Origin of the sequence: Candidatus Thioglobus autotrophicus, assembly GCF_001293165.1 — a bacterium.
GTDB lineage: Bacteria > Pseudomonadota > Gammaproteobacteria > PS1 > Pseudothioglobaceae > Thioglobus_A > Thioglobus_A autotrophicus.
Genome location: NZ_CP010552.1, coordinates 827,318 through 840,398, shown reverse-complemented (window position 1 = coordinate 840,398; position 13,081 = coordinate 827,318). Strand labels below are relative to the sequence as shown.

The following is a 13,081-nucleotide window of genomic DNA, read 5'->3' as shown; positions in this document are numbered from 1 at the left end:
TAAAAACACGCATCTGATATAATGTCCAATTTTTACGACCAAAATGACCATGAAAGAGATTATCGAAGCAGCTTTTGAAGATAGAGCAAATATCAACCCACAAAATGTCACGCCTGAAGTTAAGCAGGCCGTTAATGAAGCAATTCGCATGCTTGATTCAGGTGAGGCTCGTGTTGCTGAGCGACAAAGTGTCGGCGAATGGACAGTAAACGAATGGCTTAAAAAAGCTGTACTACTTTCTTTTAGAATTGAAGATAACACGCCTATGCAAGGTGGCTTTACTCAGTACTATGACAAGGTCCCTTCTAAATTTGCTGACATGTCTGCCGATGAATTTAAAGCAACAGGTGTGCGCGTCGTGCCACCAGCAAGCGCGCGTCGTGGCTCATACATTGCTCAAGATACTGTACTTATGCCGTCTTACGTTAACATTGGCGCCTACGTCGATTCTGGCACTATGGTTGACACTTGGGCAACGGTTGGCTCATGTGCACAAATTGGTAAAAACGTTCACCTTTCTGGTGGTGTTGGTATTGGTGGTGTTTTAGAGCCACTTCAGGCCAGCCCAACCATTATTGAAGACAACTGTTTTATTGGCGCTCGCTCAGAAGTTGTTGAAGGTGTGATTGTTGAGGAAGGCTCTGTGATTTCAATGGGTGTTTACATTGGCCAATCTACCAAAATCTTTAATCGTGCAACAGGAGAAGTTAGCTATGGTCGCATTCCTGCAGGCTCTGTAGTTGTTTCAGGCAACCTACCTTCTAAAGATGGGTCTTACTCACTGTATTGCGCAGTTATCGTTAAACAAGTAGACGCTAAAACACGCTCTAAAACTAGCATTAATGAACTGCTAAGAGGAATTTAACTTCTGTTAATGGAAGTTTTATTTTCAATAAAGAAAGCTATTGCCTTCTTTATTGAGCCATTAGGATTGATTCTTTCTCTGTCTTTATTAGGATTGTTTTTTCTATATAAATCTAATTACTCAAAGGCAAAAGTACTATTAAGCTTTTCTTTAGTCCTGTTGTTCGTTTTTAGCTATCCGCCAATTGCTAACACCCTCGTTAAACAACTAGAAAGTCAATATACCAAATATAGTGAAAGTGATGATATTCACTATATTCATGTACTGGGGAGTGGTCATCATGAAGATGATAATCAGCCTATATCGAGCCAAATTAGCTCTTCTGGGTTAAAAAGAACTCTTGAAGGCGCTAGAATTTTCAAACAGCTTAACAATCCTAAATTAAGCCTAGTTTTTACAGGCTATGCTGGACCCGGAAACCAAACACCCAATGCCATAATCAATGCTGAAATTGCAAAAATTATAGGTATTGACACTCAAAATATTATTATTAGTGGCCACCCAAGAGACACTAAGGAAGAAGCTGTTTTTATTCAAGATATCACCAATAATAAACCATTTATTTTAGTTACTTCTGCCTCTCACATGCCTAGAGCTATGATGATATTTAACAGCTTGGGCATGAATCCTATCGCAGCACCTACTGACTTTCATGGCAGTAACAAGTCTTGGTTAACACTACCAAATATCAGTGATTTCAAAAAAACACAAATTGCTATTCATGAATTTTTAGGCATTGCCTGGGCTTATTTAATTCATTAAACCAAAAAAAACCCGCCTTTCGGCGGGTTTTTTTTGGTTGTTTATGTTGTTAATTACTGGCGCGTGAACAAAGCGTAGATCACAGCAACGGATGCTAGGCCAACTAGCCCGTGTGAGCCAAGACTAGCCACGATGCCCGTAATGGTGCCGATAACATCGCCACCAATAAACGGCACACCTGTAGCACCTGTACCGAAGATTACCTGAACCACAACAGCTAAAGCGATTAACGCAATACCTGCTTCGGTTAGTTTTTTGATTGTACCTATAATAGTATCAAACATAGTTTCCTCTCTTTTTAGTTATATTAACAACCCAACCTTTATGATCGGATTGTTAACAATTTAGAGTGTTTTTTGACTAATGTCAAGCTTTTTTGATGAAAAACTGCCAAAAAGTGGTATTTATGACACTATATTTTGAAAAAATGCGAAATTTTTAACGCTGAAACAGCTATTGGTTCACAGATAGCGCTATTCCGATAAAAATTAGCAGTCCAATGTAATTATTATACAAAAAAGCTTGAAAACAGGCTGTTTTTTCTCGATTTTTGATTAAAAATTGATGATAAATCATTAATATAGCGCTCAAAACAACAGAAATATCGTAAAAAACATCCATTTTAAAAATTTCTGAAATTGTTAACAAGACACCAATAAGCGCTATTTGTAATCCAGCCAAAATCAGGCGATCGTAATGTGCAAATAAAACCGCGGTAGACTTTACCCCAATTTTTAAATCCTCTTCTCGATCTGCCATAGCGTACATGGTGTCATAAATCACTGTCCAGATAAGCGTCGCTGAAAAAACCCACCAAGCGGCGCTTGGTACCACGCCACTACTTGCTGAAAATGCCATGGGCACACTCATAGCAAAAGCCGCCCCTAGAACAAATTGAGGTAGGTGCGTCCAGCGCTTGGTAAATGGATATAAAGTTGCTAAAAATACCGCTATAAAAGCCAGTTTAATCGTCAAGATGTTGGTAAACAATACCAGCCCAAAAGCCATGACAACCAATCCAAAAAATAATAGCAATGCATTTTTCGCTGAAATTTCCCCGGACGTAATCGGGCGATGCTGAGTGCGCTTTACAAATTGGTCAATTTTTCGATCAGCATAATCATTAATCACGCAGCCTGCTGAACGCATCAATACTACACCCAATATAAAAATAACCAATAGCCTAGGTTCTGGCCAGCCATCTTCAGCTAAAAACAATGCCCACAGAGTCGGCCATAAAAGCAAGTAAATACCAACAGGCTTATCTAGGCGCATCAAGCGGAAGTAAGCATTCATAGTTTGTTTAAAAATTGTTTCAATTCAATCGACAATGGTGCACTCACTTTTTGAATATCGCCGGTTAATGGATTGGTAAAAGTGAGCTGGTGTGCGTGTAAAAATAAACGCTTAAGCCCTCGAAACTTGACTTGTCGATCAAACTCTTTATCACCGTACTTATCATCACACGCAATCGCATGCTCAGCATATTGCGCATGCGCACGTATTTGGTGCGTGCGCCCTGTTTCAATCGTCACTTCGACCAAGGAAGCAGCAAAGCCCTCTTGAGTAAAATTTTTAAGTGGCTGAAAATGACTAACCGCATGCTTGCCCTTGCTATCCACAACCGTATATCTTGAATTTTGATAAAGCGGTGCATCAATGGTGTGGCGTTTTTTTGACCAAACACCTTTCACTAAAGCGGTATAGCGTTTTTCCATCTCGTGTTTTGCCAGCTGCTCATGCAAATTTTTCAGCACACTGCGTTTTTTAGCAATCAACAGGACACCTGAGGTTGCTCGATCAAGACGATGCACCAGCTCAATAGGCTCTTTATATACTGATCTGAGCGCCTCAATCACACCAGTATCGACGCCGCTGCCACTATGAACTGCCACGCCACTTGGCTTATTAACAATGAGCAAACCCTTGTCTTCGTAAATAATAGCGTCTAATAAGACTTTCTTTAGACTATCCGAAACATGTACAGGTTTTTTCTCACTCACATTAATAGGTGGAATGCGCACAACATCATCTAGTTGCAGTTTGTAGTCTGCTTTTTTCCTGCCCTTGTTCACTCGCACTTCGCCTTTACGAATAACACGATAAATATGAGATTTTGGAACGCCTTTAAGAATCTTAACTAAAAAATTATCTAGGCGTTGGCCTTGAGAAAATTCGTCAATTGTTTGAAAAGAAACGGCCATTAGCTGGAAAAGAACAAACGCTTAAAATTTTGAGTGGTAGCGCCTGCAATCTCTTCAACACTCACACCTCGAATTTCGGCCAATTTTTGCGCAACATAATAAGTATAAGCCGGGGAATTAGGCTTGCCACGATTTGGAACAGGGGTTAAATAAGGTGCATCTGTCTCTACAAGAAGTCGATCTGCAGGTACTTTTTTAGCCACTTCGCGCAATGCACCTGCACTTTTGAAAGTGATAATCCCAGAAAATGAAATGTAAAAACCCAAATCAAGTGCCGCTTTGGCGGTTGCCCAATCTTCAGAAAAGCAATGCATAACACCCGCTTGTGCTTTTTCCTCAGTCATAATTTGAATGGTGTCGGCTTTGGCATCTCGCGTATGAATAATCATCGGTTTAGCCGATTGATTAGACGCAGCAATATGACGCCTGAAACGATCTCGCTGCCAATCTGCAGATTCTTTTTCAACATGAAAATAATCCAGTCCTGTTTCGCCGATAGCGATAATTTTCTCATGTTTTGCCAAGGTTAATAACTCATCAACACTTGGATCTTGACCTTCTTGTTCAGTTGGATGTACGCCGACAGAGGCATAAATCGGTGTATGATTTTTAGCGAGCGAAAAGACTTCATCAAAATGCTCTAAATCAATACAAACACAGAGAAACTCTTTAACAGACATTTCGTTTGCATGCGCCAGCATACTCTCAATGCTACCGCCAAACTGCTCAAAATCAACACGGTCTATATGGCAATGGGAATCGACAATATGCATCTTATAGCCCGAGTTTTTTTAGCCAATTTTTACTCTGATCATCTAGATCATCCGTTAGCGTATTTAGCTTTTTGCGCAATTGACGATTAACGCTTTCTTTAATTTCTTTTTCACTAAGTCTTAAGCCATTTTTCTCAACTTCAGCTTGAATACGCGTTAGTGCAACTTTCATAATTTCCACACCGATCTGCGTCAGCGGAATACCGCCTTGCCCGCCAAAATTATGAATAAGCACATCAGGTACCACAACAGTTTCTTTAAACCATTGTGTATCAATAAAGAGCTGAGTGTTAACAAAATTTAGCTGTTTGATGATCACACGATAAGCCTGAATAGAATCTGGGCTTTGGCTTGAGGCTTGCTTGCTAGAGATATCACGCTTGGCATTTTTAGATTGTTGGTTTAGTTGTTTTAACAACTCAACCAAATTTACTTGGCTGTTATTTTGCTCTAACGTAAATAACAGGCCGTCAAACTCAAGTACTTCTAAAACCACAAGCTTATCTTGAGTTTGCTCAGAGAGCGAGGCGCTCAGGTGATTTAAAACGAAGGCATTTTTATTGGAAAAATGCGCTGGATTTGCTACCTCAATAAAGTCAATATTTACCTGAGCTTGATCCCAGTCACTTCTAAATTCACCAACGCTGACAGTAGATCCAACTGATTTTTGTGCATAAGATTCGAGTACACCTTTAGCCAGTGTGTCAAACCAAGTCACTAAGGCGATAGCGCCAATAAGGATCAATGCTAATAAATAATAAAGGATTTTTTTCATATTTTAATGGGGCTGTATTTCTAAAAAATAACGCTGATCAGATACATAAGGCACTCGAATTTTATGCACTTTAAGGCTAAAGCCTTCAAGCGCCTCGTCGGCAAAATGATCTCCTTTCATCAGCAAATAATGACCATTATCACACAATAAATGCTTTGTCAGGCTTAAGGTTTTTTCAACTTCTGCAAATGCTCTCGAGGTAATCTGACCAAAACACTGTTCAGGCTGATAATCCTCAACTCGCTGATTCACCACAGTAAGATTCTTAAGGCCTAGCTGGGTTTTTGCAAATTGCATAAAACGGCATTTCTTACCAACACTGTCGAGCACGCTCACATTTAGATTGGGCCTCATAATACTAATAACAATGCCTGGTAGGCCCGCACCAGCACCCACATCAAGCAGTGGCTCTTGCTTAATGTAAGGAATCACCGAAAGACTGTCGAGCAAGTGTTTTTTTACACCATCCTCCAAATGACGAATAGCGCTTAAATTATAGGTTTTATTCCACTTAACAATAAGCTCTAAATACGCCAATAAACTAGATACTTGCTGATCTTCAAGCTCAATATCCATCTGTTTTGCGCCCTCTATTAGTAAGGTTTTAACACTCATAGCTTTTTATACGTTTTGAGATAAACCAATAGAATAGAGATAGAGGCAGGCGTAACGCCTTGGATTCGACTGGCCTGGCCAATGGTTTCCGGCTGGTGCTGCGTCAGCTTCTGGCGCACTTCTGCAGACAGAGCCTGAATCGAATTGTAATCCATGTCAGCAGGTAGGCGAGTATTTTCATTTTTACGGTATTTTTCAATCTCATCCAATTGGCGCTTAATATAGCCTGCGTATTTAATCTGATTTTCCACCACGCCAATTAGTTTGTCGTCAGTTAAGTACGGCTGTCCAGAATCAATTTGACTGAGAATTTTATAATTCACCTTAGGGCGTTTTAGTAGCTCCAATAACGAATATTCATGGTTAAGCTTCTGACCCAATACTGCATCCGCCTGTGTGTCGCCAGCTTGAATCCAAGTGCTTTCTAGACGCTGTTTTTCATGATCAACGGCTGCGTATTTTTGCTCAAACGCTCGGTATCTATCTTCACTAATAAGGCCCAACTTCCGAGCGATAGGGCACAACCGTTCATCGGCATTATCCTCACGCAAAAGCAATCGATATTCAGCTCGCGAAGTAAACATGCGGTACGGTTCGTTCGTGCCTTTGGTGATTAAATCATCCACCATAACGCCAATATAACTTTCATCACGCTTTGGCAGCCAAGCATCCTTACCCTGAACGGCGCATGCGGCATTAACACCTGCCAATAACCCTTGCGCTGCCGCCTCTTCATAGCCCGTCGTGCCGTTAATTTGACCTGCAAAATACAAATTTGCAATACGCTTAACTTCTAGTGTTTGCTTTAGACCGCGTGGATCAAAGAAGTCATATTCAATGGCATAACCAGGGCGCACAATCTGTGCATTCTCGAATCCCTTAATCGAATGGATAAAATCTACCTGAACCTCGTAGGGTAAGGAAGTTGAAATGCCATTTGGATAAACTTCATTCGTGGTTAAGCCTTCTGGCTCTACAAAAATTTGATGCGAATTTCGTTCTTCAAATCGCACAACTTTATCCTCAATAGACGGGCAATATCTTGGGCCAATACCTTCAATATTACCCGTGTACATTGGTGAGTCTTTTAGCCCGGCACGGATAAAGTCATGTGCCTTTTCATTAGTATGGGTAATAAAACACGAGATTTGCTCTGGATGATCTGACGGCTTTCCCATAAAAGAAAAACTGGGTAGTGGCTGATCACCTGGCTGTTCTTGCATCAGAGAGTAGTCCAATGTGCGTCCGTCTAATCTTGGCGGGGTGCCTGTTTTTAGACGTCCCACGCCCAAATCATATTCACGCAATTTTCTAGACAAAGGGTTCGAAGGTGCATCACCCGCTCGCCCACCTTGGAAATTTTTCTGTCCAATGTGAATAATACCGCCCAAAAAAGTACCCGAGGTTAAAATCACTTTATCGGCCGTAAAGGTAAGCCCCATTTGCGTTATGACACCAGTTACCACGTCATTTTCAATCACCAAATCATCGACCGCTTGCTGAAATAAAGACAGGCTTTCTTGATTTTCTAAAGTATAGCGAATGGCTGCCTTGTACAATACTCGGTCAGCTTGCGCTCGTGTTGCTCGAACCGCAGGACCTTTTGAAGCATTTAAAGTGCGAAACTGAATGCCAGCTTTGTCAATAGCACTAGCCATCGCACCGCCCATGGCGTCAATCTCCTTTACCAAGTGTCCTTTACCAATCCCGCCAATCGCAGGGTTACAGCTCATTTGCCCCAAGGTTTCGATATTATGAGAAACCAGCAGTGTATCAACCCCCATGCGTGCAGAGGCGAGCGCAGCCTCCGTGCCTGCGTGCCCGCCACCAATAACAATGACTGAATAGTGTGGTTTTTGACTCATTAATTTCCCTTAGAAATAAAAAAGGCTCGTCATAAACGAGCCCTTCTGATACTTGATCGTTAGGCGCTTACTTAACGTTTGCGTCCAACTCACCTGCTGCATACTTTTGACTCATTTCATCTAATGAAGTCACGGTAATTTTATCTGCTTGCCCTGCTGCACCAAATGCTTCAAAGCGTGCTGCAACGATATCGCTCATAGCAGTTGTTGCTTCTCTGTAGAATTTACGTGGATCAAAGTTTGCTGTGTTTTCAGCTAAGTGCTTACGAATCGAACCGGTAGAAGCCATACGCAAGTCGGTATCGATGTTAACTTTACGCACACCATTTTTAATACCTTCTTGAATTTCGCTCACTGGCACACCATAAGTTTGGCCCATATCACCACCAAAGTCGTTGATGATCTTTAACCAATCTTGTGGCACTGATGAAGAACCGTGCATCACGAGATGTGTGTCCGGAATACGCGCATGAATTTCTTTAATACGGTCAATACGTAAAATTTCACCTGTTGGCTCTTGAGTAAACTTGTAAGCACCGTGCGATGTACCAATAGCAATCGCTAAAGCGTCAACGTTAGTTGCCTTAACAAAATCAGCCGCTTCTTCAACACCTGTTAATAACATATCAAGGTCTAATTTACCTTCAGCGCCATGGCCATCTTCCTCGCCCATTTCACCTGTTTCTAATGAACCTAAACAACCTAATTCACCTTCAACTGAAACACCACCGGCGTGAGCCATTGCCACAACATTTTTAGTCACGTCAACATTGTACTCAAATGAAGATGGTGTTTTACAGTCTGCTTCTAAAGAGCCATCCATCATCACTGATGAAAAACCTGACTGAATTGAGCGCAAACAAACTGCTGGCTCTGAACCATGATCCTGATGCATAACTACTGGGATATGTGGGTACATTTCAGTGGCTGCAATAATTAAGTGACGTAAGAACGGCTCGCCTGCATAACCACGTGCACCTGCAGAACCCTGCATGATAACGGGTGAATTAGTTCTATCAGCCGCTTCCATGATCGCATGAACCTGCTCCATGTTGTTAACGTTAAACGCCGGCATGCCGTAGCTGTTTTCTGCAGCATGGTCTAATAATTCTCTTAATGAAATTAACATATTTTCTCCTTTACTTGATTACTTTTTTTTAATAGTTAGCATCGCCGACACGAAGGATCTTCATCATGTTGGTTCCACCTGATTTATCTTTATACATTCCTTTGGTCAATACTACCAAATCTCTATCCTCAACAACACTGTTTTTTATCAGTGTATCAATAACTTTTTGGTTAACATCTGACCATTCTGAGCTGGTGTCTTTATCAATACTGCATGGATATACGCCACGATACAGAGTAACCTTGCGCAACGTCTGAATATTGTCTGACATCGCATAAATTGAAATACCTGAGCTAATTCGAGACATCCACATGGCCGTCTTTCCAGTCTGAGTCAACGATACTACAATCTTTGCCCCTAAATGATTAGCGGCGTACATAGCACTCATAGCAATAGTTTCATCAATATACTCAAACGACTCATTCAATCGATGATGTGACTCTTTGGCAATTGGATTTTTCTCTGCTTCAAGGCAAACTTCTGCCATAGTGCGTACTGCATTTTCAGGAAAATTTCCAGCTGCTGTTTCTGCTGACAGCATCACCGCATCAGTACCATCAAGTACCGCATTAGCCACGTCAAAAACTTCGGCTCGTGTTGGGATTGGATTTTCAATCATGGACTCAAGCATTTGCGTCGCAGTAATAACAATGCGATCATTCGCTCGCGCCATTTGAATGAGGCGTTTTTGTTGTGCTGGTAGTTGTGCATCACCAATTTCAACACCCAAATCACCACGTGCCACCATAATGCCGGCAGATTCATTAATAATATCAAGAATGGTGTCTTTTTCTAACGACTCTGCACGCTCAATTTTTGAGATAACGCCTGCTTCACAACCCGCTTTAGAGAGTAAGGCTTTAGTTTCACGAACATCATCACCATTAATCGGGAATGATAAAGCAACATAGTCAGCTTTAGCTTTTGCAGCCGTAAAGATATCTTTTTTGTCTTTTTCAGTAAGCGCATTAGCAGACAAGCCGCCACCACGTAAATTAATACCTTTCTTATCAGACAAGATACCGCCCTGAGTAACCAGAGTGTTAATCTTATTACCGTCGATACTGCTTACTTGTAGAACAATTTTTCCGTCATCCAGGATTAAAATATTGCCTGGCTTAACCTCTTGAGGTAGTGTTTTATAAGCAATACCAACAGAAGCCTGATCGCCTGATAATTCATCCTGATCCGCATCAAGCGCAAAATGATCACCATTATTTAAGGTAATTTTTATACCATCTTTAAAAGATGCGGTGCGAATCTTAGGACCTTGAAGGTCCATCAGTACACCAATATAAGTATCGTTTGCATGCGCCCAGTCACGAACCGCTTTAACCCGGCCCAAATGCTCTGCTTCAGAGCCATGGGAAAAGTTCACGCGCACGACATTGACGCCCGCTGCCAGAATACTATCTAAAACTCCTGGTCTATCTGTTGCCGGACCTAGAGTTGCTAATATTTTAGTTCTTCTGATCAAGCTTTACTCCGCCGCTCTTTGCTCTAGAATTTCTACTGCTGGTAATTTTTTACCTTCTAAGAATTCTAAGAATGCGCCGCCGCCAGTTGAGATGTAGCTAACCTTGTCTTCAATATCATATTTATCAACTGCCGCTAGTGTATCGCCACCACCTGCAATTGAAAACGCATCAGACTCAGCAATTGCCATTGCAATTGTTTTTGTACCACCTTCAAACTGATCGAACTCGAACACGCCTACTGGACCATTCCAAACGATTGTGCCAGCATTTTTCATAATATCTGCTAATTCTTGTGCTGAATTTGGACCAATATCAAAAATCATATCGTCATCAACCACTTCATTTGCATTCTTAGTTTCAGCTGCAGCTGTCTCAGAAAACTCTTTGCCACAAACAACGTCTGTAGGAACAGGAATTTCACAGTCCTTCATTAATTTTTGTGCAGTAGGAATAAGGTCGTTTTCACATAATGATTTGCCCACATTGTGGCCTTGAGCCGCAATGAAAGTATTGGCAATACCGCCACCAACAACCAATTGATCAACAATTTTAGATAAAGATTCTAATACGGTTAGCTTGGTTGACACCTTAGAGCCACCAACAATCGCCACCATTGGACGCTTAGGATTATCGAGTGCCTTGCCTAATGCTTCAAGCTCGCCTGAAAGTAGCGGACCAGAACAAGCAATTGGCGCATACTTGGCTACACCATGTGTAGAAGCCTGCGCACGGTGCGCCGTACCAAATGCATCCATGGCAAAGATGTCACACATCGCAGCCATTTGCTTTGATAGTGCGTCGTCATTTGCCATTTCGCCTTCATTAAAACGGACGTTCTCACATAAAACTACTTCACCGTCATTCATCTCAACACCATTTAACCAATCTTTTTCTAAACGCACTGTTACGCCTAAGATTTCTGTTAAGCGATCTGCCACTGGCTGCAAAGTAAACTCATCACTATATTCACCTTCAGTCGGGCGACCACGGTGCGACATAAGTAGCACTTTTGCGCCTTGCTTCATAGCCATCTTAATAGTTGGCACAGAAGCCTTAATACGCTTATCGCTGGTAACAACACCGTCTTTAATAGGGACGTTTAAATCTTGACGAATTAAGACTTTTTTAGAGCTTAGATCTAGATCTGATAAATTGATAACTGACATTCTTTTCTCCTAGTTATTTATGCAATTGACTGATCAACAATGTTGATCAATGCTTGCTCAACTGGATCGATGATTAGAGATAAATCTAAATCCGTCAATTGAGCAATATGTTTAGTGGGTGACGCCATTCCTACTTTAGTGGCGCCATCCATTGTATATACCGAAATTCGACAAGGTAAAACACTTGCCAAATTCATATCCTTCTCGAGGATATTCTTTGCCACCACTGGGTTGCAAATTTCAAACACATGGCACTCTTCTGCCAATACTTGGCCTTTTCCAGCCAGTGTTTGTTTAATATCGTAAGAATGCAAAATTCCAAACTTATTGTTTGGAACTGCTTCTTTTAATTTTTCAATGACTTCTTCAACACTAAGTTGAGAGTCTTTGATGATTAAATCTGGCATATAAAAACACGGCCCGCCTAAGCAAGCCGTTGTTTTAAATATTAAGCTACGTGCTGTACTAAACGAAGCATGTTACATGTGTAACCATACTCATTATCGTACCAAGACACAACCTTTACAAACGTATCGTCTAGCGCAATACCTGCACCAGCATCAAAGATTGAAGATTGGCTAATGCCACGGAAGTCAGAAGAAACAACCGCTTCTTCTGTATAACCTAATGTGCCTTTCATAGAACCTTCAGAAGCTTCTTTCATGGCTGCACAAATTTCTTCGTAAGTTGCAGGCTTATCTAACTCACAAGTTAGATCAACAACCGAAACGTCAACCGAAGGAATACGGAAAGCCATACCTGTTAATTTGCCGTTAAGCTTAGGCAATACCACGCCTACTGCCTTAGCAGCACCTGTTGATGAAGGAATGATGTTCTCAAATACTGCACGTCCACCTCTCCAATCTTTCATTGAAGGACCGTCAACAGTCTTCTGCGTTGCAGTAGATGCGTGAACCGTCGTCATTAAACCACGCTTTAAGCCCCAGTTATCGTCGATAACTTTTGCAATTGGCGCTAGACAGTTAGTTGTACAAGAAGCTGCTGAAACGATTGCTTGACCTGCGTATTCTTCGTGGTTTACACCGTATACAAACATTGGCGTACCATCTTTAGAAGGCGCTGATTGAACAACTTTCTTAGCACCCGCATCAATGTGTGCCTGACAAGACTCTTCAGTTAAGAAGAAACCCGTACAATCGATGACGATCTCTGCACCAATTTCATCCCACTTAAGGTCTGCAGGATTACGCTCAGCTGAAAGACGAACTTTCTTGCCATCGATAATAAAGTTGTTTCCTTCAACCGCTACTTCACCGTCAAAACGACCTTGTGCTGTATCGTACTTAAGCATGTATGCTAAGTAATCATTTTCTAATAAGTCGTTAATACCGACTACTTCTAATTCAGGGAAGTCCTTTTTAATTGCACGAAATGCCATGCGGCCAATACGACCAAAACCGTTAATACCTACTTTAATTGTCATTTTTC

General features: G+C 41.4%; 14 protein-coding genes. 2 read left to right on the top strand and 12 right to left on the bottom strand.

From position 1 onward, the window contains the following. Nucleotides 1-49: 49 nt before the first annotated feature. Together dapD and SP60_RS04535 are read left to right on the top strand one after the other, a co-directional pair. Nucleotides 50-865: a 2,3,4,5-tetrahydropyridine-2,6-dicarboxylate N-succinyltransferase gene (gene dapD, locus SP60_RS04540; RefSeq protein ID WP_053952220.1), complete on the top strand. Its 816-nt coding sequence runs from the start codon at nt 50-52 to the stop codon at nt 863-865. A gap of 9 nt (nt 866-874) precedes the next feature. Further along, nucleotides 875-1,627: a YdcF family protein gene (locus SP60_RS04535; protein WP_053951495.1), complete on the top strand. Its 753-nt coding sequence runs from the start codon at nt 875-877 to the stop codon at nt 1,625-1,627. A 53-nt stretch (nt 1,628-1,680) separates the two neighbouring features. Here SP60_RS04535 and SP60_RS04530 read toward each other — a convergent pair whose 3' ends face one another. The 12 genes from SP60_RS04530 to gap all read right to left on the bottom strand — a co-directional run bounded on the left by SP60_RS04530 (nt 1,681) and on the right by gap (nt 13,076). Continuing rightward, the gene (locus tag SP60_RS04530; protein ID WP_053951494.1) at nt 1,681-1,911 is read right to left on the bottom strand and encodes a hypothetical protein; all 231 of its coding nucleotides are present in this window, start codon (nt 1,909-1,911) and stop codon (nt 1,681-1,683) included. A gap of 169 nt (nt 1,912-2,080) precedes the next feature. After that, nucleotides 2,081-2,923, bottom strand: a complete 843-nt coding sequence (ubiA, locus tag SP60_RS04525; protein ID WP_053951493.1) for a 4-hydroxybenzoate octaprenyltransferase — start codon at nt 2,921-2,923, stop codon at nt 2,081-2,083. Beyond that, on the bottom strand, nt 2,920-3,831 hold the full coding sequence (locus tag SP60_RS04520; RefSeq protein WP_053951492.1) for an RluA family pseudouridine synthase: 912 nt from the start codon (nt 3,829-3,831) through the stop codon (nt 2,920-2,922). Before SP60_RS04520 ends, ubiA begins: the two co-directional genes overlap by 4 nt. Beyond that, nucleotides 3,831-4,604: a TatD family hydrolase gene (locus SP60_RS04515; RefSeq protein ID WP_053951491.1), complete on the bottom strand. Its 774-nt coding sequence runs from the start codon at nt 4,602-4,604 to the stop codon at nt 3,831-3,833. The genes SP60_RS04520 and SP60_RS04515 overlap by 1 nt, the downstream gene beginning before the upstream one ends. A 1-nt stretch (nt 4,605) precedes the next feature. Then, nucleotides 4,606-5,379, bottom strand: coding sequence for a hypothetical protein (locus tag SP60_RS04510; protein ID WP_053951490.1), 774 nt, complete (start codon nt 5,377-5,379; stop codon nt 4,606-4,608). A gap of 3 nt (nt 5,380-5,382) precedes the next feature. After that, nucleotides 5,383-5,994 (bottom strand): 16S rRNA (guanine(527)-N(7))-methyltransferase RsmG, encoded by a 612-nt coding sequence (rsmG, locus tag SP60_RS04505; protein ID WP_053951489.1) that lies wholly within the window; start codon nt 5,992-5,994, stop codon nt 5,383-5,385. Then, nucleotides 5,991-7,859, bottom strand: coding sequence for a tRNA uridine-5-carboxymethylaminomethyl(34) synthesis enzyme MnmG (gene mnmG, locus SP60_RS04500; RefSeq protein ID WP_053951488.1), 1,869 nt, complete (start codon nt 7,857-7,859; stop codon nt 5,991-5,993). The genes rsmG and mnmG overlap by 4 nt, the downstream gene beginning before the upstream one ends. Nucleotides 7,860-7,926: 67 nt before the next feature. After that, entirely contained in the window at nt 7,927-8,988 is a 1,062-nt protein-coding gene (gene fba / locus SP60_RS04495; RefSeq protein WP_053951487.1) for a class II fructose-bisphosphate aldolase, read from the bottom strand. 28 nt (nt 8,989-9,016) lie between these two features. Beyond that, nucleotides 9,017-10,465, bottom strand: a complete 1,449-nt coding sequence (gene pyk / locus SP60_RS04490; RefSeq protein WP_053951486.1) for a pyruvate kinase — start codon at nt 10,463-10,465, stop codon at nt 9,017-9,019. 3 nt (nt 10,466-10,468) lie between these two features. Next, complete coding sequence (locus tag SP60_RS04485) at nt 10,469-11,632, bottom strand: phosphoglycerate kinase (RefSeq protein WP_053951485.1); 1,164 nt, start codon at nt 11,630-11,632, stop codon at nt 10,469-10,471. A 17-nt stretch (nt 11,633-11,649) separates the two neighbouring features. After that, nucleotides 11,650-12,039, bottom strand: coding sequence for a DUF302 domain-containing protein (locus SP60_RS04480; RefSeq protein WP_053951484.1), 390 nt, complete (start codon nt 12,037-12,039; stop codon nt 11,650-11,652). Between the two features lie 41 nt (nt 12,040-12,080). Then, complete coding sequence (gene gap, locus SP60_RS04475) at nt 12,081-13,076, bottom strand: type I glyceraldehyde-3-phosphate dehydrogenase (RefSeq protein ID WP_053951483.1); 996 nt, start codon at nt 13,074-13,076, stop codon at nt 12,081-12,083. Nucleotides 13,077-13,081: the final 5 nt, after the last annotated feature.